19 protein-coding genes are annotated in these 24,957 nt (G+C 68.3%); 10 read left to right on the top strand and 9 right to left on the bottom strand.

Annotated features, from left to right (window positions below):
- Positions 1-395 precede the first annotated feature (395 nt).
- The 3 genes from ACQP2E_RS30700 to ACQP2E_RS30690 all read right to left on the bottom strand — a co-directional run bounded on the left by ACQP2E_RS30700 (position 396) and on the right by ACQP2E_RS30690 (position 2,759).
- A complete protein-coding gene (locus tag ACQP2E_RS30700; RefSeq protein ID WP_433826427.1) occupies positions 396-698 on the bottom strand; it encodes a transcriptional regulator in 303 nt (100 codons plus the stop codon).
- On the bottom strand, positions 695-1,129 hold the full coding sequence (locus tag ACQP2E_RS30695) for a hypothetical protein (protein ID WP_433826426.1): 435 nt from the start codon (positions 1,127-1,129) through the stop codon (positions 695-697). The genes ACQP2E_RS30700 and ACQP2E_RS30695 overlap by 4 nt, the downstream gene beginning before the upstream one ends.
- An 82-nt stretch (positions 1,130-1,211) precedes the next feature.
- On the bottom strand, positions 1,212-2,759 hold the full coding sequence (locus ACQP2E_RS30690; RefSeq protein ID WP_433826425.1) for a helix-turn-helix domain-containing protein: 1,548 nt from the start codon (positions 2,757-2,759) through the stop codon (positions 1,212-1,214).
- Between the two features lie 119 nt (positions 2,760-2,878).
- Between ACQP2E_RS30690 and ACQP2E_RS30685 the strand changes: the two genes are divergently transcribed.
- From ACQP2E_RS30685 to ACQP2E_RS30660, 6 genes are read left to right on the top strand one after another with little or no spacing between them, the layout of a single operon-like run.
- A complete protein-coding gene (locus tag ACQP2E_RS30685) occupies positions 2,879-4,735 on the top strand; it encodes an SIP domain-containing protein (RefSeq protein ID WP_433826424.1) in 1,857 nt (618 codons plus the stop codon).
- Between the two features lie 23 nt (positions 4,736-4,758).
- On the top strand, positions 4,759-5,751 hold the full coding sequence (locus ACQP2E_RS30680; protein ID WP_433826423.1) for an ABC transporter substrate-binding protein: 993 nt from the start codon (positions 4,759-4,761) through the stop codon (positions 5,749-5,751).
- Positions 5,748-6,791: a FecCD family ABC transporter permease gene (locus ACQP2E_RS30675; RefSeq protein ID WP_433826422.1), complete on the top strand. Its 1,044-nt coding sequence runs from the start codon at positions 5,748-5,750 to the stop codon at positions 6,789-6,791. The genes ACQP2E_RS30680 and ACQP2E_RS30675 overlap by 4 nt, the downstream gene beginning before the upstream one ends.
- Positions 6,788-7,837: a FecCD family ABC transporter permease gene (locus tag ACQP2E_RS30670; protein WP_433826421.1), complete on the top strand. Its 1,050-nt coding sequence runs from the start codon at positions 6,788-6,790 to the stop codon at positions 7,835-7,837. Before ACQP2E_RS30675 ends, ACQP2E_RS30670 begins: the two co-directional genes overlap by 4 nt.
- Entirely contained in the window at positions 7,834-9,570 is a 1,737-nt protein-coding gene (locus ACQP2E_RS30665) for an ABC transporter transmembrane domain-containing protein (protein ID WP_433826420.1), read from the top strand. Before ACQP2E_RS30670 ends, ACQP2E_RS30665 begins: the two co-directional genes overlap by 4 nt.
- Positions 9,567-11,330, top strand: coding sequence for an ABC transporter ATP-binding protein (locus ACQP2E_RS30660; RefSeq protein ID WP_433826419.1), 1,764 nt, complete (start codon positions 9,567-9,569; stop codon positions 11,328-11,330). The genes ACQP2E_RS30665 and ACQP2E_RS30660 overlap by 4 nt, the downstream gene beginning before the upstream one ends.
- 516 nt (positions 11,331-11,846) lie before the next feature.
- On the opposite strand, the gene ACQP2E_RS30655 is transcribed toward ACQP2E_RS30660, so the two are convergent.
- The 4 genes from ACQP2E_RS30655 to ACQP2E_RS30640 form a co-directional block, all read right to left on the bottom strand.
- Positions 11,847-12,233, bottom strand: a complete 387-nt coding sequence (locus ACQP2E_RS30655; RefSeq protein ID WP_433834100.1) for a hypothetical protein — start codon at positions 12,231-12,233, stop codon at positions 11,847-11,849.
- Positions 12,234-12,283: 50 nt separating this feature from the next.
- Positions 12,284-12,781 carry a flavin reductase family protein gene (locus ACQP2E_RS30650; RefSeq protein WP_433826418.1) on the bottom strand — a complete coding sequence of 166 codons (498 nt, stop codon included), beginning with the start codon at positions 12,779-12,781 and terminating at the stop codon, positions 12,284-12,286.
- Positions 12,782-12,839: 58 nt separating this feature from the next.
- Complete coding sequence (gene solA, locus ACQP2E_RS30645) at positions 12,840-13,913, bottom strand: N-methyl-L-tryptophan oxidase (protein WP_433826417.1); 1,074 nt, start codon at positions 13,911-13,913, stop codon at positions 12,840-12,842.
- Between the two features lie 156 nt (positions 13,914-14,069).
- A complete protein-coding gene (locus ACQP2E_RS30640) occupies positions 14,070-14,723 on the bottom strand; it encodes a hypothetical protein (protein ID WP_433826416.1) in 654 nt (217 codons plus the stop codon).
- A gap of 114 nt (positions 14,724-14,837) precedes the next feature.
- Between ACQP2E_RS30640 and ACQP2E_RS30635 the strand changes: the two genes are divergently transcribed.
- The 3 genes from ACQP2E_RS30635 (at position 14,838) to ACQP2E_RS30625 (ending at position 19,180) form a co-directional block, all read left to right on the top strand.
- Entirely contained in the window at positions 14,838-16,004 is a 1,167-nt protein-coding gene (locus ACQP2E_RS30635) for a HupE/UreJ family protein (protein ID WP_433826415.1), read from the top strand.
- A 119-nt stretch (positions 16,005-16,123) separates the two neighbouring features.
- Positions 16,124-18,070 (top strand): fibronectin type III domain-containing protein, encoded by a 1,947-nt coding sequence (locus ACQP2E_RS30630; protein ID WP_433826414.1) that lies wholly within the window; start codon positions 16,124-16,126, stop codon positions 18,068-18,070.
- A gap of 60 nt (positions 18,071-18,130) precedes the next feature.
- Positions 18,131-19,180 (top strand): WxL protein peptidoglycan domain-containing protein, encoded by a 1,050-nt coding sequence (locus ACQP2E_RS30625; protein ID WP_433826413.1) that lies wholly within the window; start codon positions 18,131-18,133, stop codon positions 19,178-19,180.
- 292 nt (positions 19,181-19,472) lie between these two features.
- Here ACQP2E_RS30625 and ACQP2E_RS30620 read toward each other — a convergent pair whose 3' ends face one another.
- Positions 19,473-22,181: a carbohydrate binding domain-containing protein gene (locus tag ACQP2E_RS30620; RefSeq protein ID WP_433826412.1), complete on the bottom strand. Its 2,709-nt coding sequence runs from the start codon at positions 22,179-22,181 to the stop codon at positions 19,473-19,475.
- Positions 22,182-22,439: 258 nt separating this feature from the next.
- Positions 22,440-23,099 carry a TetR/AcrR family transcriptional regulator gene (locus tag ACQP2E_RS30615; RefSeq protein ID WP_433826411.1) on the bottom strand — a complete coding sequence of 220 codons (660 nt, stop codon included), beginning with the start codon at positions 23,097-23,099 and terminating at the stop codon, positions 22,440-22,442.
- An 80-nt stretch (positions 23,100-23,179) separates the two neighbouring features.
- Between ACQP2E_RS30615 and ACQP2E_RS30610 the strand changes: the two genes are divergently transcribed.
- A complete protein-coding gene (locus tag ACQP2E_RS30610) occupies positions 23,180-24,622 on the top strand; it encodes an MFS transporter (RefSeq protein WP_433826410.1) in 1,443 nt (480 codons plus the stop codon).
- Positions 24,623-24,957 lie beyond the last annotated feature (335 nt).

The raw sequence follows: 24,957 nt of genomic DNA, 5'->3' as shown, positions 1-24,957 counted from the left end.
AGGTAGAGCCCATCGACGACGATTGGTATCCTTCGTTCGGTCATTGCATGCAGTCACTATTGCAAAGACCCCGACTTCATTGTGGCGAAACATCGACACCGTCCGACTGACGCGGTCACAGTCGCATCCAACTCCATCTCGCGCGGTTCGTGGACATGGCCATCGGAGTTTTCTTTGACCGACCGGGAGCCTGAGCGAACTACCTCGCGGGCGTTCTCCCTGATGGGTGTCTCAGGGTTGAGAGACTCGCTCTCATCGGCATTGCAGTGAGAGTGGTGTTCGGCGTATTGAATCGTTCGCTTGCATGATCCGGTCGCCAGGGCGTCCTACCGCTGAAAGGTCGCCGGTGATCAACTGATGGCAGATCCAGCAGTCGTTCGCTCTCACACGGCCCACTAGTCGATCGAGGGGACCGTTGTCGCGTTGACGATCTCCTGGAGTGCGGCGACATGCCCTTGGTACGCCTGCTGCCCCTGGCGTGTCATCGACAACCACACCCGCCGGGTGTCCGAGCCGAGGCGTTCCTGCTTGACGTAACCCGCGTCGAGGAGGGCGGCGACTTGTTTGCTGAGTGCCGATGGGCTCAGGTCGAGGTGTTCTTTGATGACCGACAGTTCCAGCGTGCCGCCGGCGACGAGCATCGCGCAGATGCGCAGCCGGTGTGTCGGGTGGATGATCGGGTCGAGGTTCGGGGTCACCGGGGCGCGCCGGTGGAGCGTCGGTGCGCTACGGCGCCGGCCAGGTATGCGGCGGCCGCGGTGATGGCGAGGACGATGATCGGCCATGTCCGGGTGGTGAGATCGGCGACGATGAACGCGGCGAGGATGCAGGCCATCGCGGCGCCGACCGAGGCGAGGAAGATGCGGCTGGTGGGGTACGTGAACGGGGTGCCCATCCGGTACCCGGTGACCGTGTTGACCGCGATGAGCACGGCGCTGGTGGCGAGGAGCGGGATGAAGCCGTCGTCGCCCAGCGCGAAGGTCAGTGTCATGGCGCCCAGCAGAAGGGCGTTGACGGGGTAGAGCCAGGTGGGCCACGGCGTGTCCCGGACGGCGCGCTGCACCGTGTTGATGCCGGCCAGTGCCTCGCGGGCCTCGGAGGGGCTCGGAACGTCCACATTGTTTTCCATGGGGGAAACTATCGCAGATGTTTTCCACTGTGGCAACCTTCAACTACTCGGAAAACATCTGGCACCACCGCCTGATCCGCCGTCATCCAGGTGGTTGGTCGACCTGACGGGCTGCGTAGTCCCGGGGTGAGAGGCCGTGGAAGCGGGTGAAGGCGGAGCTGAACGTCGGCAGATGGGCGTACCCGACGCGGCGGGCGACGGCGCTGGGTTTGGCGCCGCCGGCGAGCAGGTCGCGGGCCGTGTGCATGCGGGCGGCGTAACGCCATCGGGCGAAGGTCATTCCGGTCTGTTCGCGGAAGGCCCGGTGGATGTCGGCGGGCACGTCGAGCGCCGATCCGCCGGAAGTACCGATGCGGCGCAAGTAATCCATTGCCGCTCCCCGTGCCCGGGAGCCGGTCGGCATCGGTAGCGACAGCGCTCGCCGCGCGGCGAGCTGGTCGGCGAAAGGCTCGAGGACCTGGCTGGGGTTGTAGTCGTCCGGTCGCATCGGGGTTCGGGAGCTGATGGCGCAGAACATCAGGTAGTCGTCCCAGGCGGGCGAGAACTGGGTCTGCAGCGGCTCGGTCAGCTGCAACTCACCGGTGGTCGCGTTCCCGATCGGCAGGGAAACCGAGTTCGCGCGAAGACCCGTGACATGCTCCACGCCCGCCGGGATCCAGGTCGCGACCCCTCTCCCTCGCTCGTAGTGGCGATCGCCGATGTCCAGGTAGCCGCTGCCGCGGTACACCCAGCTGAGCACATGGAAGTTGTTGGTGTGCGGGGTCGTGCGGGTCGCCGGGAGCAATGCGGGTGCGTCGGGTGAGCCGCGGCCATCCCGCACCATCGTCACGAGGTCATTGGCCTGACGCGCCGCGGTCGCGCGCTGCGAGTGGTCACCGAAGACACGCTGGGCAGCGAGTGTCCGGCTGAACTCGTAGGGTGTCGACCCGAACTGCTGCCTGAACGCGCGGGTGAATCCACTGCGGCTGGCGAAGCCCACCCGAGCGGCGGCCTGGTCGACCTCGTACCCGGCGACCAGGAACTCGACAGCCGCGTTCAACCGGCAGCGCAGCCGCCACTGCTCGAAGGTCAGCCCGGTGTCAGCACGGAAGTCGCGGAGCAGGGTACGCGGGCTGGACAGCACCCGTGCCGCCCATTCGGCGACGGTGAGGTCGAGTGCGGGATTCCGAAGTAGTTCGTCGGCCACCACCCGGGCCCCGCTGGCTCTCGGCATGACCGGTAGATCCACCGCGGATGTTCCGGTGTCCCCGTGTGGCACGAGTGGTCGCCGGCCGGAGCCACGGAGGAGGTCGACGAGCGCGTCCTGGGAGTATTCGTGGCTGGTCAGCGGCGTGACCATGAGATTGAAGTGCTGGATCAGCCAGTCCTGCCAGCCGTCGGGAATCACGACCAGCCTCGGCTCCGACAAGTCCTCGGCGGCGATTTTCGGATGTGCCAGCAACGGGAAGGCGACAGTGCCGGGCTCGGTGTCGACCGTCCACCGGTTCTTGCCTCCGTCCGACGGAATCCAGACACCCTCGCCCTCGGCGAGCCGGAACTCCGGAGTGCCCTCCATCCGGATGCACGCCGAACCTGTCCGGACCCAGAGCAGCAGATGCTCGGGTTGGTCCCACAGACCGCTCGATCGCACCCGAGGGATCGGCGGCGGTCGGCTCGGCCCCAGCAGAGGTAGATCCACTTCCCCCATGTCCTAACTATATGGCGATCTACGCACACCATCACTAGTAAGGATTGCCTAACCTTAGCGTCATGCCGAAGACCTCACGCCGGATCACCGTGCGCCCGTTGACCTTGCGAGAGGTCGAGGTCGTACGGGTACGGGATTTGACGCCGGGAATGCGGCGGATCACGTTGGCCGGTGCACAGCTCCGCGCTTTCACCTCGGCGAACGGCTTCGCTCAGCCGGCGTTCGACTCGTCGGGCTTCGACGACGACATCCGGCTGGTGTTCCGCTACCCCGGCCAGGCCGAGCCGGTGCTGCCGGTGCAGAAGGAAAAGGGCCTGGACCTGCCAAGAGATCCAAGGCCGCTGTCGCGGATCTACACGGTGCGTCGCTGGGATCCCGAGGCAGGGGAACTGGACGTCGACTTCGTCAAGCACGGCGTCGGCGTGGGCACCACCTGGGCGTACCGTGCCGAGGTCGGTGACCGCATCCACTTCTTCGGCCCGAGTGCGTCCCGCGCCTATCCGCACGACGCTGATTGGCTCCTGGTCGCCGGCGACGACACGGCGATCCCCGCGATCGCCCGGCTTCTCGATGAACTGCCCACCGAGACGAGGGCGCGGGTATTCATCGAGGTCGCCGAGAACGAATTCCGCCAGGAGCTGCGGGAGCTGCCCGGCGTCGAAGTGACCTGGCTGGTGCGCGACGGCGCCGAGGCCGGCACGACAACCCTCCTGGTTGATGCTGTCCGGAACTACGGCTGGCAGGACGGCAAGCCGTTCGCGTGGCTGGCCGGCGAACAGCGGTCGGTGCGAGACATCCGGCGCCATCTGGTCGAGGACCGAGGCGTGCCCAAGGAGGACATCGAGTTCATCGGGTACTGGCGTCGCGGCGAGGTCGTCGTCCTGGACACCGACAACGCGGTGCCCGACCCGGAGAAGACCAGAACACCGTTCGAGAAGCTCCACGATCTGGCCGAGCTGATCGCACCGATCGCGATCCGTACGGCTGTCGAGCTGGGCATACCTGAGTTGATCTCCCGAGGCGTGACCGGTGTCGAGGACCTGGCCGCCAAGGTGGCTGCCGATGAGCGGGCGCTGGGCAAGCTGCTGCGTTACCTGCACGCCCTGGGCATCCTGACCGGGACCGGACCGGGCCACTACGCGCTGACGCCGGTAGGTGAGGTCCTGACCCTCGAATTCATGGTCGACCTTTTGCACCCCGCTGGGGCCGCGGGACGCGAGATGCTCGGCATCTACGGGCTCACCACCTCGATTCGCACCGGCCAGGCGTCATACGTCGCGGTCACCGGCCAGACCTTCACCGAGGTACGGACCGAGCAGGACTACGAGGATCGTTACCTGGAACGGCTGGCGAAGTTCCAGGCCGCGCTGGCCGAGCCGATCGCCAAATCCGAGCTGCTCGCCGGAGTCAAGCACCTGGTTGTCCACTCCGGCGGCGCCGGCGCCCAGGTCCGGGAGTTCGTCGCCGCCCGTGACAGCCTGCGCGTGACGATCTGCGCGTTGCCCGCCCAAGCCGACTGGCTGCGCCGCGACCTGCCCGACACCATCCCCGACGAGCAGCAGCGCGCGCGGGTCAGCGTGGTCGAACAGTCCGTCTTCGAGCCCAGCCCGCCGGCCGACGCCGTGTTCGTCATCCGCGCGTTCAAGACCCTGGCTGACGCGGACGCCGCCTATGCCCTGCGCCGAGCAGCCGAGAACCTCCTGCCGGGAGGCCGCCTGCTGCTGATCGAAGACCTTTTCGACACCGACGACCTCGACGAACACGACGGCGAGGCCGATCTGCTCGCCCTCACCGTGCACGGTTCCGGCCTGCGTACCGCCGCCGAACTCGACGCCGTCATCGCGCGGGCCGGTCTCGTCCGCGCCGCGCAGCACACCGTCGGCTGGGGCACCACGGTCCACGAGCTGATCCCCTCATGAAGAAGAGAAAGAAGAGCACAGATATGACAACGACACCTTCGCGGCGACAGGGCGCGGCTCTGGCCGCCGCCCTGCTCAGTGTCACGCTCGTCCTTTCCGGATGCGGCGAGGAGAGCACCAGCGACGACGCCGGTACCACGACCGCTGCGACGCGCACGGTGACGGCGGACAACGGCCCGGTCGAGGTGCCTGCCGACCCGCAGCGGATCGTCACGATCGGCAACACGACCCTTCCGCTGATCGACATGGGTGGCAAGCCGGTCGGCGTCACCGAGGTGGGTGCCTCCGAACTCGGCCTCATTCCCCAGGAGCAGAAAGCCACGTTCGAGGCGGCCACGACCCTCGGCGCCAGCGGCGACCAGGTCGACATGGAGAAGCTTGCCGGCCTGAAGCCGGACCTCATCCTGGCCCAGCTCCCCGACACCGAGTTCGAGCAGATCAAGAAGCAGCTGGAATCGGTTGCCCCGACCGTTTTCTGGGGGCTCGACGTCGAGTGGAAGGAGCTCGCCGACGGACTTTCGCAGGCCGGCAACGTCGCGGAGGGGCTCAGCGGGCAGAAGGCGCAGTTCCAGGAGAAGATCGCCACCATCCAGAAGACCTACAGCGCGCTCATCGCCGACACCAAGTTCGTCAACCTCGACCGCTGGGAGAGCTCCGATCCCGGTACGTTCTCCGTCGCGGACTTCGGTTGCGTCGAAATCGCCCAGGGCGACCTCGGTATGAACTTCCCCAAGGCAGCCGAGGGCGCAGACCCGCTGGGCTGGACGTCCTTGCCGTTCGAGCAGCTCGCGGAGCTGTCCAAGTACGACGTGATCACCTACCCGGTCGACGCCGCGGGCCAGCCCAAGGCGCCGTTCGCGCCGGTGGTCGCCACCAACACCTGGAAGGCGCTGCCCGCCGTGAAGTCCGGTCGCGCGCTCGGCGTCTTCTGCCCCGGCAACAACTCCTACGGGCCGGTCCTGCAGTACCTGGACTCGCTCGGCACCGCACTGGCGACGCTGCCCGCCAAGGGGTGACAACTCTCGCCCCGCGCCACGACGGTCCGGGCACCGCGGCGGTGCCCGGACCGCGTCGGCGCCTCACCGGACTGGTCGTCGCGCTCGTGGCATTGCTGGTCCTGCTGGTGCTGAGCGTGATGATCGGGTCGACCACGATCGCGCCATCAGTGGTCTGGGACGCACTGTTCCATCCGACCGCCGACATCGATCAGTTCGCGATCCGCGACTACCGGCTGCCGCGTACCGTCGTCGGTCTTGTCGTGGGCGCGGCGCTCGGCGTGTCCGGAGCGCTGATCCAGGCGTTGACCCGCAATCCACTGGCCGACGCGGGCATCCTCGGCATCCACGCGGGCGCCTCGTTCGCGGTGACGGTCGCTGTGGGGCTGCTCGGCATCCGCGACATCGGCGGCTACATGTGGTTCGCCTTCGCCGGGGCGCTGATCGTCACCCTGATGGTGCTCGCCCTCGGTACGACCCGGCAGGGGCAATCGCCGGTGGTCATGGTGCTCGCCGGGGTCTGCGTCGGCGCGGTTCTCCGAGGTGCCGGGTCGGCGCTGGAGCTGACCGACCCCGACGCGTTCGACGCGATGCGGTCCTGGAATGCCGGTTCGATCGTCGGCCGGCCACTCGACCTGGTGTGGCCGATCCTGCCGTTCTTGGCGGCGGCCCTGATCCTGGCCTTCGCGGTGGCCGGTCCTCTCAACGCCATGGCCCTGGGTGACGATCTGGCGGTCGCTCAAGGTGTCCGGCTGGCCCGCACCCGCGTTCTCGGGATCATCGCGCTCACCGTGCTCGCCGGCGGAGCGACAGCGATCGCCGGACCCATCGGCTTCGTCGGGCTCATGGTGCCGCACGTGGCTCGCTGGATCGTCGGCCCGCACCAGCGATGGATCTTCGTCTACAGCGTTCTGCTGGCCCCGATCCTGCTGCTGGCCTCCGACATCCTCGGGCGCGTCGTCATGCACCCGAGCGAGATCCCCGTCGGCGTGGTCACCGCGTTCGTCGGCGCTCCTGTTCTCATCGCATTGGTACGGCGTAAGAAAGTGAGCGGACTGTGAGCACCGGCGTTTCGTCCGCGCGGCGAGCGCTGGTGTTGCGGCGGTGGAGGATCGCGGTACGACTCGAATGGCGCTCGGTCGTCGTCTGCGCCGTGCTCGCGGCCGCGGCCGCAGCAGTGGCGGTGCTCGCGCTGATGACCGGCTCGTACCAGCTCAGTCCCGGGCAGGTGATCTCCGCGCTCACCGGCGGCGAAGCCGGGCTCGTCCACGACATCGTGGTCGAGTGGCGGCTGCCCCGGGTGGTGGCGGCGCTGGTGTTCGGCGCCGCGCTCGGGGTGTCCGGCGCGGTTTTCCAGTCGATGCTGCGCAACCCGCTCGCCGACCCCGGCATCATCGGGTTCTCCCAGGGCTCCTACACCGGAGCGCTGATCGTGATCCTGGTCGTCAACGGCTCCTACTGGCAGCTGGTCGGCGGGGCACTGCTGGGCGGCATGGGCACCGCCCTCGCCGTGTACGTGCTCGCTTACCGGCGGGGGGTACAGGGGTTCCGGCTGATCGTCGTCGGCATCGGCGTATCGGCCATGCTCGAATCGCTGAACACCTGGTTGATCCTCAAGGCCGAACTGGAGCAGGCGATGGCCGCGGCCTCATGGGGTGCCGGGTCGCTCAACGGTGTGTCGTGGGATCAGGTGGTCATCGGCGGCGCCTGCATCGCTGTGCTCCTGCTGCTGGCGGCGATGTTGAGCCGGCCGATGCGGCAGATGGAGCTGGGGGACGACGCGGCCGCCTCTCAGGGGGTGCGGGTCTCGTACGCTCGGCTCTGCTTGATCGTGGTGGGTGTGGCGCTGACCGCAACCGTCACCGCCGCATCCGGGCCGATCGCCTTCATCTCCCTGCTCGCGCCGCAGATCGCCCGGAGGCTCGCCCGCACCGCCGGGATCACCCTCGCACCCGCCGCATTGGTCGGCGCACTGTTGTGCCTGGCAGCGGACTACATCGCCCAGCACATCGCACCCACTCCACTGCCGGTAGGGATCATCACCGTTACGCTCGGCGGCGGTTACCTGGCCTGGCTGCTGTTCACCGAAGCCAGGAGACGGCTGTGAACCTGGCCGACCCGGCGGGACTGGGCCGGGGACCACTGACCCGCCGGCTGCCCGTCCTGCTGGACGTCCCCGCCGAACCGATCGATGTCCGGCCGTTCGCGGCCGCGGCCGGTATCACTCCGGGCGGGTTCCTGCTGCGCGTGATCTTCTCGGTGACACGGGTCAGTGTTCCCGCGATGCTGCTGGCGATCGTGTGGCAGGTGGGCGAGGCGGTGGTCCCGGTGGTGATGGGGCTCGCGATCGACCGCGCGCTGGCTACCGGGGACACGGGACAACTGACGCTGTGGCTCGGTGTGCTGGTCGCCCTGTACATCGCGTTGACGTCGGCGGCGAAGCTCTCCCTGCGGCTGACCGCCTATGCGGTGCAGTTGTTGCAGCACCGGCTCCGCGGCACCCTCTCCACGAGCGTGCTGCATCCGGTCGACGGCACCGCCCATCCGCCGGACGGCAGCGTCGTGTCGGTGATGACGAACGACGTTGCCCGCCTGTCCAACGGGGTGATCCTGGTGATCATGCCGCTCGCGCGGATCGCGGCCATCGGGTTCATCGCGGCATCGCTGCTGGCGGCGCACTGGCTGCTCGGACTCGTGGTGCTGATCGGATCGCCTGCCGCGGTCTGGTTGATGGGCATGCTCAGCGAGCGGTTCTCCCGGGACACCCGCGAGTACCAGGAGCTGCTGGCCTCCACCGTCGGGCGGGCCACCGACCTGGTCGCCGGGTACCGCGTGGTCAAGGGAATCGGCCTGAGCGCCGAAGCGGAGGCGACCAGGCGGTACCGGCAGGCAAGCCAGGGGACCCTCGCCGGCGCCAAACGCAATGCCGGCCTGCTGGGAGGATTCCTGGTGGGCTCGGGGGTGGTCACCGGCGTGTTCGTCGCGACGGTGATCGGACTGGCAGGCTGGCTCGCCGTCGACGGGCAGCTGAGCATCGGCGAGCTGATCGCCGCCGTCGGCCTCACCCAGGCACTCCTGCCGCAGATCGAGTCCATCGCGAACGTGTCCGTCCCCAACTTCGCCGGAGCCCGCGCCTCGGCCGCCCGCATCCTCGACGTCCTGCGGGCCGGCGGCACCCACACGCCTGCACCCGGCGACGCGACCCCTCTCGAGGTCGCGGCAATTCCGGTGCTGGAGTTTTCCTGCCACGGCAACTCGGTCAGGGTGGAGCCGGGTGAGCTGGTAGGAATCCTCACGGACGATCGGACGGCGGCTCGCATTGCCGGCACGTTGCTGAACCCATGGGCCAGCGACGCGGGCCAGGTCCGGCTCGACGGACTCCCGACGCGGGAGCTGTCGCCGGCCGAGTACCGATCCCGGGTCACTGTCGCCCCGCACCGGGTGACATTGTTCAGCGGCACGCTCCGCGACAACCTCACCGTGACCGAGCGCGTGGCCGCCGCCCGCCTGGAAACAGCGCTGCACGCCGCAGCCTGCGACGACTTCGCAGCCGATCTCGACGCCCCGGCCGGCGAGGGCGGCAACCGCCTGTCCGGCGGCCAGCGCCAGCGGGTCGCGCTCGCCCGCGCCCTGGCCGGCGAGGCGCCCGTGCTCGTGCTGCACGACCCGACCACCGCGGTCGACTCGGTCACCGAGCATGCCATCGCCGGCCGGCTGCACGACATCCGTCAGGGGCGCTCGACGCTGCTGATCGCCTCGGCCCCGGCACTGCTCGGTGCCTGCGACCGCGTCATCGAGCTGCTCGTCGATGCGCCGGCGGATGCCCGGGGAGCACAGTGACCGGCGCATCCGCGGCCACCGAGTCCGCTTCGGCCGATGCTGGACTGCCGGTGGCGGGCGGTCGGGAGACCGCCGCGGAGGTGTGGCGGCTCAGCCACGGGCACCGGCTCCAGCTCGCTGCGACCGGCGCGCTCGGGATCGTCGGCACCGGCATCGGCCTGATCCCACCGGTGGCAATCGGAAACCTCGTGGACCACGTGCAGGCAGGCACCGCCGACCTGCGCACCGTGCTGGCCCTCACTGCCGTCATGGCACTCTCGGCGATCCTCGGCGCGGCGGGCACCGCGGTGACGATCGTGCTCGCCACCCGGGTTTACCACACCATCCTCGCCGCGCTGCGTGAACGGCTCGTGGGCCGCGCCATGACACTCCCGCAGCACATCGTCGAACGGGCCGGGACCGGAGACCTGATCTCCCGGTCCAGCGACGACGTCACCGCTGTGGCCGACGCCGCCCCCGCGGTGATCCCGGCGTTCACCGTGACCGCCTTCACCATCGTCGTGTCACTGGGCGGTCTTGCGGCGCTGGAATACCCGTACGCCGCCGCCTTCGCCGTCGTGCTGCCCGTCTACGTGCTCGCCATGCGCTGGTACCTGCGTACCGGGCCGCAGGTGTACCGCGCCGAGCGGTCGGCGATGAGCGCGCGTGCCCAGCAGATCCTCGAATCCCAGCGCGGATACGCCACCGTGCTCGGCTTCGGCTTCGGGTTCGCCGAGCAGCGGCACCGCGCCGTGATGAACGCCTCCTGGGGTGTCGCGGTGCGCTCGCTGCGCGCCCGGACCGTGCAGAGCATGCTCAACGCCCGCCTCAACGTCGGCGAGTGCCTGAGCCTGGCCGCGGTGCTCGTCGTCGGGTTCGTCCTGACCGGCCACGGAACCTCCACCGTCGGCGCTGCCACCACCGCGATGCTGCTCGTGCTGCGTCTGCTCGGACCGGTCAACCAGCTGCTGTTCGTCATCGACACCCTCCAGTCCGCTCTCGTCTCGCTGAGCCGCATGATCGGCGTCATCAGGATTCCGGAGGATGCGGCGGACCGGCCGGGCCCGGCGCCGGGCGCAGGCACCTCCGTCCGGCTCCACGAGGTCGCGTTCAGGTACGACGAAGGCCCGCTAGTGCTGAACGACGTCTCCCTCGACATCGGTTCCGGTCAGCGCGTCGCCGTGGTCGGAGCATCCGGCGCGGGCAAGACCACACTCGCAACCGTGATCGCCGGTATCCACCCGCCTGATGCCGGGACCGTGGCACGGCCGGAGCGCACGGCAGTCATCACCCAGGAGGTGCACGTCTTCGCCGGCTCGCTGCGCGAGAACCTCACGCTGGCCGCACCGGACGCCACCGACAGCGAAGTACGGGAGGCGCTGGTGACCACCGGATCAGCCGGCCTGCTCGACCTGTTGCCGGATGGCCTCGACACTGTGGTCGGCGCCGGCGGACTCCCGCTCACCGACGCCCAAGCACAACAGATAGCGCTCGCACGCCTGCTACTCACCGACCCTGACCTGGCGATCCTCGACGAAGCGACCGCCGAGGCCGGTTCCACCCACGCCGACCTCCTCGACAGCGCCTCCGAAGCTGCCCTGGCCGGTCGTACCGGGGTGGTGATCGCCCATCGGCTGTCACAGGCCGCCGCCTGCGACCGGATAGTGGTCATGGAGCACGGACGCATCACCGAGCAAGGCACACACGACGAACTCGTCGCGGCCCACGGCCTCTACGCACGCCTGTGGGCGGCGTGGACCTCCAGCCGAAGAAACTCATGAACGAGCACACCCCCCGTTCCGTGGTCCTTGACGGTCGTTTTGTTCTTCTTGAGATAGTTCCACCGCCGCGCCCAACACCCAGCCGTTTCGCCCGGAGCGACCGCACAACCGGGGCCTGGCCCAGTGTGTTGATTTAGGGTGCGATCCGCACCCAATGTCCACACGCACGCTGCGAAACGGCTGCTCATGTCGACGCCAGGTTCGCATCGCACCCTAAATCAACACGCTTTAGGGCTGTCTGTGGCGGAGCCGGCCAAGCGGTGCGCGGTTCACCCGGGGACTGCCTTCGTCGCTCTGCGTGTCGTGCCCGCGGGATCTTGGAGACGGGCGGAGCCTGGAGGCACCACCATGCTCCATACATCGGCTACCGGCTAACCTCGCCGTGACAGCGCGTAACACTCCGCAACCAGAAGTCTCCAAGATCTGTGAAGGAGCGGGGGACCGGTCGCGCAACGAGGGGTAACGGGCCTTCGCGCCGCCTGGAGCCGGTCACCGTCGGCTGCCGGTCGTCGGTGCTTACCGCGCGGCCTCGGACGAGCTGACCGGAGCGGGGCGGCGGGTGTCGTAGAACAGGGCCAGGGCGGTGGCGACCGCTCCGGCGGCCTCCCACAGCGCCACCCCGATGAAGCCGTACGGAGCCACCTCGGTCACCACCAGCGCCGTGAACACCGTGAACGTCAGCAGCCGGAACGGGACCGTGAAGCGGAAGAACGGCCGCCACTCGGTAGCGGCGGCCACCACGTAGTACACGCCCATGTTCAGCGACGCCATCGACGAGGCCGCCACGAAGACGCGGGTGTAGTCGAACTCCGAGCGCTGGTTCGCCGGGATCGACGCGAGACCCATGGTGTCCAGCACGACCGACGGCAGGGCCAGGCCCAGGGCGCCGAAAAGCGCTGCCATGACGCCGAAGACGGCGATCGTCCAGCCTGCTGCCGAGCGCGGGAAGAATCTCACGGGGGTGAATCTAGTAGGCGGCGGTACCGGCTGCCGTGGAAGACCAGGGGTGCGACGTCCGGATCGGCGTCCAGGTCGTGGACCCGCAGCAGCACGATGTCGTGGTCGCCGGCCGGGATCTGCTGTTCGATGGAGCAGTCCAGCCACGCGCTGGAGCCGTCCAGCAGGATCGCGCCGTCGTCGCTGGCCTGCCAGTCCAGCGCCGCGAACCGGTCGGTGTCGCGGGCGCTGAGCTGCCGGCCTGCGTTCTCCTGGTGGGCGCCGAGCACGCTCACCCCGATCCGCGCGGCCTGCCGGAGCACCGGCCAGGTGGTCGAGGTGTGCGCCACGCAGACCGACACCATCGGCGGGTCCAGCGACACGGAGACGAACGAGTTGGCGGCGAGGCCGGTGGGCACCCCGTCGACCAGGGCGGCGAGGACGGTCACGCCGGTCGGGAAGGACCCGAAGACCCGTCGCAGCCGCAGTGGTTCGAGCGCCGATCGCATGGCCATGTGGGTACTCCTGTTCCGCTGCTTCGAGGCTATGCGCGGTTTCGTCCCGATGGGTGATCTAGGGATGCACATCACGGGCGGCGAACGAGAACCGGTGCGGCCCCGTTGCCCCGCCGGCCAGGTCGGCGATCAGCTCACCGATCGCCGGCGTGAACTTGAACCCATGCCCGGAGAAACCGGCCGCAACCACCAGCGGACCGGTCCGGTCGACGATGAAGTCCGAGGTCGGCGTCGTGGTGTAGGTGCAGCTGACCGGCGCCGCCGTCGCCGGATCCACACCCGGCACCCACGCGCTGACGTAATCGGCCAGCTGCGCGGCCCGGGATGGCTCGGCGGCGAAGTCACGCGAATCCGGGTCGACCGGGATGCCGATGCCGTGCAGGCCGACCTTCACGCCCTCACCGGGGGTCAGCATGCCGTAGATCCGGTGCCCGTGGTGGATGAAACTGGGCCACCGGACGTCCTCGGAAAGCGGCGTGAAGTGAGCCGGCTGCTCCTGCGTCACGGTCAACGAGACCGGGAACGGCAGCAGCTTGGCCGTCCAGGCTCCGGCCGCCACCACCACCCGTCGAGCGTGCACCACACCATCATCGGTGACTACCTCGGCGTGGTCGTTTCCGCGTACCAGAATGTGCCGGACCGGAGTCTCATGCTTGACCACCGCGCCCTGCGAGGCGGCTGCCGCCTGCAGGGCGGTGATCGAATTGTCGGCGTGCACCCGGCCGGTGCTGGGGTGGAAGAAGGCCGGGCCGTCGAAGCGCAGGCCGGGCCAGCGCTCGGCGGCCTCCTCACGGGCGAGCCACTGGCCGGGCACGCCCGCGGCCTCCATGGCGGCGGCGATCGGCTCGACAAGCGCCGGCGAACCGTGGTCCACGCCGCCGGTCAGGTCGAGCAGGTCGGTTCCGGTCGCCGATTCGAGCTCGGACCAGAGCGTCAGGGCGCGGCGGGCGAGCGCGATGTAGTCGGGTTCCGCGTAGACGAGCCGGAAGATCCGGGACGCGCCGTGCGAGGCGCCCTCGTGGTGGCCCGGCGCGAAGCGTTCCAGCAGCAGCACGTCCGTGCCGCGCCGGGCCAGTTGCCACGCCGCCGCGGAGCCCATCGCCCCACCGCCCACCACCACGACGTCGATCACGCGGGGACCTCCAGGTCCAGGTGCTCACGCGCGACCTCCAGAGCGAGGTGCAAGGACATGGCGACTCCCCGTTCTCGTTACTCCGAAAATCCTATGGCCGAACTAGGGTTAACGGCAGGGTCGGGTTTTTCACGAGAACAGCGGGAATAAGGACACTCAGCTGATCCAGATGACGAAACCGGTCACTTGGTGCAGAACGGCGGCCGCGCCGGCTCGGATGGCGCGCGCGCTGCGCTCGGCTGTGAACGACGCCGGGTCGTACGCGGACGCCGCGCCCAGCCCTTCACCGCGGAACGACGCGCCGGTCCAGTCCACCGCGGTGACGTTGCCGGTCGGCTCGGCCAGCTCGGCCCCGACCACCAGGAACTGCTGGTCGAGGTGGTTCGGCGTGACCAGCGCGAGCGGGTCGACCAGGCCGTCACCGGCGCTGACCACGAGGTCCGGCTTCAGGTCCATCGCCTCGACGATGCCGTCGACCGGGTTGGCGGCGTCCGCCGTGACGGTCCGCAACGACACCTCCTCGGCGTCGGCCCACTCCTGCACGGCGGTGACGAGGGTCCTGGTCGGGGCGTCGGATCCGGTGGTGAGCAGCACCACGCGGTAACCCTCGGGCGGATGCACGCCGTCCCACGAGCCGGGGCTGGGCGTGATCGTCGACTCAGGTGCGGGCAACGAGGCGGTGTCGACGAAGCCGGCGCCGAGGGCACCGACCGGGACCGGGACCGGTCGTGGTTGCGACCAGTCATCCGCGGACGAGCAGCCGGTGAGCAGGAGAGCGGCGATGAGAGACGCGGTGAGCAGGCGGAGCACGGGTCCCTTGATACACGTGCCGGATCGGTTATCGGAACGCCGCGACCAGGATGTCTCCAGCGGTTCGCCCAACATCTTGATCTTGTTAACCCGGACGGTGCAGCGTGTCCCGCCGTGCAACATCATCTACGCCGTGCCTTCGCGGTCCTCACCATCGGAGCTGGTGCCCTGATGGCGAGTGCCGGTCCCGCACTCGCCCACGGGTTCTCCTCCACCGTCTACGCCGACGTCACGCCCGGGGGGTCCGGCCACGTCCGGACCGCGCTCGAACTCGAATACGACCTCCTGGTCGTCTCCGCCGCCGACTACCGCGACGACGACCAGCTCTTCCAGGACGGAACCGCGGCCTTCGACGCCGGCGACGCCGCCGCTCAGGCCGCCGCGCTCAACGCCCACTCCGCTGCGGCTCTCGGATATGTCACCGACCGCTTCTCGGTCACCGCGGGCGGAGACGCTTGCGCGCCGTCGGCCTCCGGGCCCTTCACCATGGGTACGCGGGACGGCGTCCCGTACACGACGCTGGTGCTCGACTGGGCGTGTGCGGAGCGCACCGGTGAGCACGAGATCCGAACTGGACTCTTCCCGGACGCCGAGACATACGTGCGCGACACCAAGACGATCGTCACGTACGAGATCGACGGCAGGGACGGCAGCGCCGCGCTCGACGCCGGCCACCCGGTCTTCTCCACCGCGCAGAGCTGGCGACAGCGGTTCGGCGAGTTCTTCGTGCTCGGCGCCGAACACCTGCTCTTCGGTATCGACCACATCCTGTTCCTGCTGGCGCTGATCGCCGGCTCGCGACGACTGCGGGAGATCGTCCTCGCGGCGACCGCGTTCACGGTCGCCCACTCGGTGACGTTCGTGCTCGCCGCTCTCGGGCTGGTCTCGGTGCCGGCCAGGGTGGTCGAGCCGATCATCGCGTTGTCGATCGCAGTGGTGGCGGGCTGGCATCTCGTCCAGGTGCGTCGTGGTGGTTCCGGCTCCGGCACCGCTTGGGGCCGCCTTGTTGTGGTGTTCCTCTTCGGGCTGGTGCACGGGCTGGGGTTCGCGGGGGCGCTCGGCATCGACGAGGCATGGTCATGGACGTTGCTGTGGTCGCTGCTGGTCTTCAACGTCGGCATCGAGAGCGTGCAGATCGGACTGATCCTGCTGGCCTTCCCGGCGCTGACGCTGCTGCGCCGGCGCGCGCCGCGGATCGGCAACTGGGTGACCGGGCTGCTCTGCGCGGGTGTGGCTGTGATGGGGCTCATCTGGTTCGTCGAGCGGATCTTCGCGTCCTGAGCACCGCCGATCTTGATCTTGTTCACCTGCGGTTCAAGACGCAGGACGAGCTTGATCGGCGCTTCCTGTTCTTTCCCATTGGGAAGCGTTTTCTCTCATCAAGCAAGGAACGGACACCGATGAGAACCCATCTGTCCCGCCGCAGTCGTGTCGCCGCGAGCGCCACGGCCGCGGTCCTCGGCGTCGCGGTCGCCCTCGGCAGCGGAGTGGCCACCCCGGCCCTCGCCGCCGACACGGCCACGCTGAGCAGCGTCATCCTCGGCGTCGGTGCCAACGAGACCCAGCGCATCGTGAGCTGGTACTCGTCGGCCGACAACGCCCAAGCCATCCAGCTGGCGCCCACCGCCGACCTGGTGACCGGCGAGTTCCCGGCGACCGCGGCGACGTTTGCCGCCGTCGGTGCCGCGAACATCGCCACGAGCGGCGGCTACAACCGGCACGCCACGATCACCGGGCTCAAGGAGAACACCGCGTACTCGTACCGGGTGGGCTCCGAGGGCAACTGGTCGTCGGCGTACGCCTTCAAGACGCAGGACTTCGAAGGCGACTACGACTTCCTCTTCTACGGTGACCCGCAGATCGGCGCGTCCGGCAACGTCGCCAAGGACCAGGCCGGCTGGACCGACACCCTCGACGTGTCGCTGGCCGCCAACCCCAACGCCGAACTGCTCGTCTCCGGCGGTGACCAGGTCGAGACGGCCAACACCGAGTCGCAGTGGAACGCCTTCCTGGCCTCCGACAAGCTGCGTCAGTACCCGTGGGTGGCCACCATCGGCAACCACGACGTCGGCGGAAAGGCGTACGAGCAGCACCTGTTCACCCCGAACACGGACCGCTCGGCCGCGTACTACTCCAACGGCCAGCCGGCGTCGAACACGTCCGGTGGCGACTACTGGTACATCTACAAGGACACCCTGTTCATCGACCTGAACAGCAACAGCTACGCCACCTCGCAGGGCGGCGGCGGCGACGCGGCGCACGTCGCGTACGTCACCGACGTGGTCAAGCAGCACGGCGGCGACGCCAAGTGGACGGTGCTGGTCTACCACCACTCGATCTACTCGGCTGCTTCGCACGCCAAGGACTCGGACGCCAAGGTTCGCCGCACCGACTTCCCGAAGACGTTCTCGGACCTCGGGGTCGACCTGGTGCTGCAGGGCCACGACCACGTCTACGCCCGCAGCTACCTGATCAAGAACGGCGAGAAGGCGAACGCGGCCGAGCAGCCCGCTGCCGAGGACGTCTTCGCCGGTCCTGGCGGCGTGCTGTACGTGACCGCGAACTCGGCCTCCGGCTCGAAGTACTACGACATCACCAAGCCGGACGCCAGCGGCACCAACGGGCCAGACCCGCTGAAGCCGAGCGACTACTGGTACAGCTCGGTCCAGAACCAGGAGCACGTGCGCTCCTACGTGAAGGTCGGTGTCCGCAGCGACAAGCTCGTCGTGGAGAACATCCGCAGCGGCTCCTGCGCCGCGCCGAACGCGTCGGTCGAGCTCGGTTCGTCCTGCACCAACACCACCGAGGCCCAGCCGGTCGGTTCGGTCGTCGACAAGGTGACGGTTCACCCGTACCACGGCGACAGCCAGGACATCCAGGTCAACGTCCCGAACGCGAAGCCGGGCGAGTTCGGCTGGACGATCGACGGTTACAACGGCCTGGTCGACCTCGGCACCGCTGTCGAGCAGCCGGGTGACTACTTCACCGCGGCCGGCAAGATCAACCCGATCAAGGTGTCGGACTCGCGTCGCTCCCTCTCGCCGTGGTCACTCTCGGCCAGCGTGGGCGACTTCAAGGACGCCGACAAGACGTTCTCCGGCTCGTACCTGGGCTGGACGCCGTTCGTCGCCGACGCCGGCGCGGGTGCTTCGGCCGGCGCTGCCGTCGAGTCCGGTTACGGCACCGACGGCAAGGGCCTGTCGGTCTCCCGTGGCCTCGGTTCCGCCGCGCAGGGCCACACCCGTGGCTCCGCCCGCCTCGGTGCCGACCTGGATCTGAAGATCCCGGCTGACGTCGCCAAGGGCAATTACCGTACGACCCTCACGATCACTGCACTGAGCAGCTGATTCGTTTGGTGGGGCGGTCGTCTTCGGCGGCCGCCCCACCGCTGTCTACTAAGGATTTTGATGCGCATCGCTTTGGTTTTGGCAGCCGTTGTCGCGGCACTGGTGCCGGGCGCGCCCGCGCTCGCCGCCGACGGTGACGTGACCTGGACGGTACGGACCGCGTCGAACAGTTACGGCGCCGACCGGTCCAGCTACACCTACGCGGTCAACGCCGGCGCCGAGACCTCGGACGCCCTGGTGGTGGCGAACCACGGCAAGGCGCCGATCACGCTCGCCGTCTACACCGCCGACGGGTACACCACCGGCGAAGGACAGCTCGACCTGCTCACCGCCGACAAGAAATCGGTGGCGATCGGCGCCTGGGTGCACGCCTCCGCCGCGACGGTGACGGTCCCGGCCGGCGCTTCGGCCGAGGTTCCGTTCACCGTGGACGTTCCGGCGAACGCGACACCCGGTGATTACGTGGGGGGCATCCTGACCTCGCTGACCCAGGCCTCCCAGGAGACCATCAACGTCGAGCGCCGACTCGGCATCAAGATCAAACTGCGGGTGGGCGGTGATCTCGTACCCGGTCTGGCAGTTGAAGATCTGAAGGTCTCGTTCGACGGCCCGTCCGCGGGTTCCCTGGCCGGCGCTTTCGGCGGGGGCGCTTTTGGCAAGGGCGACGCCACGGTGAGCTACACGATTCGCAATACCGGCAACGCGGTCGAGTCGGCTCGTCAGCAGGTGTCGATCGCCGGCCCGTTCGGCTGGCTACGCACCGACGCCGGCGCGATCGACGCCCCTCCGGAGTTGCTGCCCGGCGAATCCTGGACGGTGACCGTACCCGTCCACAACGTCTCCCCGGCAGTCCTGCTCGCCGCCACCGCGACCCTGACCCCGCTGCTCACCGACGCGTCCGGCTCGACGACGTCCCTGGACCCGGTGACAGCGACAGCCCGGGTGTGGGCATTCCCGTGGTCGCTGACCGTGCTGGTGGTCGCGTTGATCGCCCTGCTCATCGCCGCAGTGATCCTCACCCGCCGCCGCCGGGCCACCCGCAAGCAGCGCGAGGAAGAACGAGTCCGCGAGGCAGTAGCCGAAGCCCTGCGCGAGAAGGCAACCACCTGACGAGAACACCCCCACCCGCAGAGCCCAGGATCCGCCAAGCCGCCACGCCCGCCTCGAACGATCCCGTCCACGTTGGGGGGCGAGTCGCGTTCCCGGGCCGAAATGGCGGCACGGTGTCCGATTCGTCTGGATGCGGTCGCTGTGTGCCCTGGCCCTCACACGCTGTGTGCCCCGGCCTTGACGCGGCGCGCCGTCGGCAAACCGCCGACGGCGCGCATGTCGAGCCGCGGCGCCCCGAAGCAATGCATGTCGACTTGAAGCAAGGCGACTCCAGTCGGCGCGGCCTTTTTGTCTACTTGAGGTATGTCGTGTCTGCCCCGACCTTGCCCGGGGCCGGGTTGCCGGACTGCGACAACACGTACACCCGCAGGTTGCCCTTCTGACTGAGGCTGATCGTGAGCGAACCACCCGTCACGGTCTTCGTGTCGCCGGTGACCGCGTCGACGTACGTACCGTTCGGGATGCCGGTGAACGTCGCCCCGCCGGACACCGAGATGAGCGCGAAACTGTCCACACTCCCGGATGTGTACCGCCGCTTGTACGCCATCCCGCCGCTGACACCCTCGGTCGAGTACTGGCCCATCTGCAACGCCGGCACCGCACGCCGGATCTGATTGAGCCGCTGCAGGTGCTTCACCAGCGGCTGCGCCAGCGTCGTGGCGACCGTTCCACTGGCCGAGCCGACAACACCGTAATCAGAAGCGGTCACCGAGCCGGCCAGGTGACTGCCGTAGTACGCCCGGCCGGTTGTCTCCAGCGGGCACGTCGGACCGCAGTCGATTTTCTGGCCGGCCTTGAACTCGATCTCCGAGCCGTAATAGAGCGTCGGGATGCCGCGGAACGTCCACATCAGCGTCATGTTCTCGGCCCACGCGTCGGTGCCGCCGGCATACCGGGTCGACGACTTGTTCGGGCCGTAGTCGTGCGAGTCGACATAGACCGTGTTGTACGTGGCGTCGTTCACCGAGTCGTCGGAATCCTTGCCGTTGTAGAACGCGTTCGACGCATCACCGAAGTTCATGTGCATCCGCATGTCGATGATGTTCATCCCGGAGAACTGGCTGTGGTCCGGCGCGTGGTAACTGTTTACCGACAGGAATGCGTTCGTGCTGGTGGGCTGGTTCGCCGTACCCAGGTTGTTCTCGTAATTGAACTGTTCGAGCGCGGCAGCGACGTCGTCGGAGGAGTACTCCTTGCGTTCCTTCCAGGTGAAGAACTGTGCCGAGTGGTTGACCGAGCCGCGGTTCCACTTGTCGTTCACGAACGCGGCGACCTCGCCGAAGATGTAGAAGTCCTTGGCTTTGGCGGCGCCGTACTTCGATGTGAGGTGCGCTTGCAGCGCCGGAAGGAACTTGCGGTTCCAGGTGACGCGCGGGATGTGCACCGCCGTGTCGATGCGGAAGCCGTCCACACCCATGTCGATGTACTTCTTGTACGCGCCGATCAGGTACTCCCGCACTGTCGCGTTCTCGGTGTTCAGGTCGGCCAGGTCCTCGTGCAGCCAGCAGGACCGCGCGTCCTCACCCTCCCAGTTGCCGATCCAGCACTGGTGGAACAGATCGGCCGGGAACATCTTGGCGGCCGGTGACGGCCACTGGCAGTTGTAGAGCGCGTACCCCTCACTGCTTTTCGCTCCGGTCGCGAGGCCGTAGTTGGGGCAGGTGTTGCCGGCCGGCGCGGTGCTGCTCCACAGGTCGCCGTTGTAGGTGCTGCCGGTGGCGTTCTCTGCGAGCGGGTTGTACTCCTTGCCGGCCACCTTCTCGCTGTAGTACCAGCTCCACTGGCTGTCCCGGACGCCGTAGATGGTCGGCGTGAACAGGCCTTTCGCGCCCCAGCGGGACGTGTGGTTGAAGACCACGTCCTGGTAGATCTTCAATCCCTTGGCGTGCGCCGAGTCGATCAGATCCTGGTACGACGCTCCGTCCGACTCCAGCCGCGGGTCCACCTCGTAGAAATCCCACCCGTGGTAACCGTGGTAGTCGTAGTCCGACCGGTTCAGCACCACCGGCGTGATCCAGACGGCGGAGAAGCCGAGCGCCTTGATGTAGTCCAGCTTGTCGACGAGGCCCTTGAAGTCACCGCGGAACATCGGGTCGTTGTTCGCGGCGTTCCCGGACTTGGTGTTCTGGCTGCCACCCCGGTTGTTGGCGCTGTCGCCGTCGTAGAACCGCGCGGTCAGCACGAAGTAGATGCTGTCCTTGCGCGGGTCGCCGCCGAGCATCGAGCCGGTGGTCGCCGGGGTGGAGGCCGACGGCGTGGGAGAAGCAGAAGGCGAGACGGACGGAGAAGCAGTGGGCGAAACAGAAGGTGAGACGGACGGAGAAGCAGTGGGCGAAACGGACGGGGAAACAGAGGGGGAAACAGAAGGCGAGACGACGGCACACGGTGAGCTCGTGTTCCCGGTGACGACGCCACCGGTCACCGTGGTCACCCCGGCACCGAGCCGATAATTCTGACCGGAGTTGTTGTCCCACGTACCCGATCCGTTGTTGAACGTCGCCTGCAGCGCGCTCGCGCTGCCGAGGGTGACCGTCTTGCGAGCCCATCCCGCACAGGCCGTCTCGTTCATGACCACGCCGGGGGAGGTGGTCCAGGACCCGGCGGCGGGCGCCCAGTGCAGATAACTCGTGGCCCACGCGGTCCGGTAGTAGATCGTCGCGGTGTTGGCCGTCCCGCACGGAACCGCCGACCCCACCGTGCCACCGGCGATCGTCACCACACCGGTGCCGGCGCTGTAGTTGCGCCCGGAGTTGTTGTCCCAGGTCCCGGCCGCGTTGTTGAAGGTCAGCTGGGCACCTGTCGCGTCACCGAGATCGATCTCCTTGCGGAACCATCCGGCACAGCCGTCGGCGCTCATCGCCACACCCGGCGACGTGGTCCACGACCCGCCGGTGGGCGCGTAGTGAACGTTCACCGAGGTCCACGTCGTGGCCGGCTGGTAGTAGACGGTCAGCGAGTTCGCCGCAAGCGCTGCCAGCGGCGGAAAGAGCACAAGAAGCATGGGTACGGCCGCAAGCGCAGCCAGCCAGCGGCGTCGATAAGGGGGTGGCGGGGATTTGGGCACGGCGGAGCCTCCAACGTCGGGGATGGCGTTGTTTCAGCAAGGGGACGGGCGTAATCCTGCGTTCACATTGGAACGCAAGCTAGCAACTTCTTGCACACGTTGGAAGAGATTGCTCGCCGATTGGAAAAAGATGCAGGTCCATGAACGAGAAAGGGCGGCCGTCCATGGGGGACGGCCGCCGGAAGCTGTGCGGTTTTACCGAGAGGCGGCCATCGTCTCGACGCCGCCGACGATCAGGTCGACGCAGAACGTGTAGTACCGATCCATGTCCGGCTCGGTCTCGTACGACGCCGCGTACTCGACCAGTTTCGGGTATCGGTCGGACGGCAGCAGTGACATCTGCATCCGTTTCTGGCGGCGCCACTCCTCGGTCTGGTCGGCCGGAACGCCTGGTGGGCAGCCCGGCTGGCCGGACACCAGGCCAATCGCGGCGTGCAGCAGGTGGGTGGCGACCCAATAACCCTCTTCGATGGTGAAACCCGCGTCGCTGAGCAGGGCGAGAGTGTCGTTGGTGGCACGCGCGAAACTGCCCGTCTGCGTCTTGTCGACCGCGAACAGCAGGCTCGGCAGGGACGGGTGCTCGCGCATGACGCCGACCACCGTCTCGAACAGCGTCCGCAGCCGTTTCTGCCACGTCTCGCCGGTCTGCGGGTCGGCGCGCACCTCGGACAGCGCGTGGTCGACGACGCCGAGCAGCAGCTCGTCCTTGTTCTTGAAGTGCCAGTACAGCGCCATCGGAGTGACGCCGAGCTCCTTGGCGAGCCGGCGGATCGTGACCGCCTCCTGCCCCTCGGAGTCGGCGAGCAGCAGGGCGCGCTCGGCCACGGCCGCCTTGGTAAGTCGATCACCCGTCACTTGACAACCATACAACGTACAGGTCTCATGTACGAGGTACATGTACGTTGTATATGTACGCAGTACAGGGGGAGAGGTCGATGCAGAAGAAGTGGTGGGCGCTCGTAGCGGTAGCGCTCGGTACGTTCATGACGTACCTGGACAACAACGTCGTCAACGTGGCATTACCCAGCATTCAACGCGATCTCGGACTGAGCATCGCGGGCCTGGAGTGGATCACCAGCTCGTACATCCTGGTCTTCGCCGGTCTGCTCCTGGCCGGCGGCCGCATCGCGGACGTGCTCGGCACCCGGCTCGCGTTCCTGTCCGGGCTGGTGGTCTTCACCCTCGCGTCGGTCGCGGCCGGCCTCGCCGACAGTCAGGGCCTGCTGATCGGCGCCCGCGCGGTGCAGGGCATCGGCGCCGCGCTGCTGGCGCCCGCCTCGCTCGCGCTGCTCCAGGAACTGTTCCCGGACCCGAAGGAACGCGGCACCGCGATCGGCGTCTGGGGCGGCGTCGGCGCGCTCGCCCTCGCGGTCGGCCCGTTCACCGGCGGCGTGCTCAGCGAGCACGTCTCATGGGGCTGGATCTTCCTGATCAACCTGCCGATCGGCCTGGCGACACTCGCGATCACGCTCTTCAGCGTCCCGGCCTCGCACGACGCGGCCAAGCGAGCGACCGGCCGCGCATCCGGGCTCACTCGCGCCTTGGGGCGCTTGGACCCGGCCGGCTTGATCACATCGTCTCTCTCACTCTTCGCCCTGACGTACGCGTTGATCGAGGGCGACGCGGAGGGCTGGACCTCCGGATTGATCCTCGGCTCGTTCGGGGTGGCCGCACTGGCCGCCGTGGCGTTCCTGGTCGTGCAGAGCCGCAACGCCGACTCGATGGTCGAGCTCTCGTTCTTCCGCTCGCGGATGTTCACCGGCGGGTTGCTCGCGATGGGCCTGTGGGCGTTCGGCGTGTTCGGCATCTACTTCTACATGGCGATCTACCTGCAGAACGTCCTCGGGTTCTCGCCCACCGGCGCCGGCGCGGCCTTCGTCCCGATGGCGATCATCACGGCGATCGGCGCGGTCCTGGCACCCCGCTTCGAGGCCCGCTTCGGGGTGGCCCGGGTGACCGCTTTCGGTCTCGCCGTGATGGCCGCCGCCATCGCCGGCATCGCGCAGTACGGCGAGGGCACCTCGTACGCCGACCTGCTGCCCTGGTTCGCGCTCTACGGCGTCGGCGGTGGCCTGCTGATCCCGCTCAGCACTGTGGTGGTCGACGCGCTGCCGCCCGGACGCGCCGGAATCGCCTCCGGCATGCTCAACGTCTCCCGCGAGGTGTTCGGCCTGCTCGGCGTCACCGTCCTCGGCGCGATCCTGAGCAACCGGGCCAACGCCGCCCAGGGCGCGGAGCTGCACCGCTTCCTGGAGGGTTACCAGTTCTCGCTGATCATCGCAGCCGCCCTGGTGGCAGCCGGCGTCCCCCTGAGCCTCTGGATGCTGCGCCGCACGCCAGCCCCGGCCGACGAGCCCAAGGTACTGGAAACAGTCTGACCCACCCTTCTCCCGAGCGTCTCCGCAGAGCAGCAGCCGCGCCGGCTGTACAGGGTGGTCACCGCGCTGTACAGCAGGCAACCCTGAGCGCCAGCCGGCCCGGCTGGCGCTCAGCGCTGTTCAAACCGCCAGCGAGACAGCGCTGAACCGCTGGCCGATAGGTCGGCGCCCGCAGGCCGGCGTCCGCAGGCCGGCGTCCGCAGGCCGGCGCCCGCAAGCCGGCGTCCGCAAGCCGGCGTCCGCAAGCCGGCGTCCGCAAGCCGGCGTCCGCGCGGTCCGGCGCCGAGAGTCTCGTGGAGCGGCACGCGCCGGTCACTCCAGGATCTTGGAGACTT

This window comes from Actinoplanes sp. CA-015351 (genome assembly GCF_050955685.1).
Taxonomy (GTDB): domain Bacteria; phylum Actinomycetota; class Actinomycetes; order Mycobacteriales; family Micromonosporaceae; genus Actinoplanes.
The sequence above is the reverse complement of the archived record's forward strand: the minus strand, read 5'-3'. Positions and strand labels throughout refer to the sequence as shown.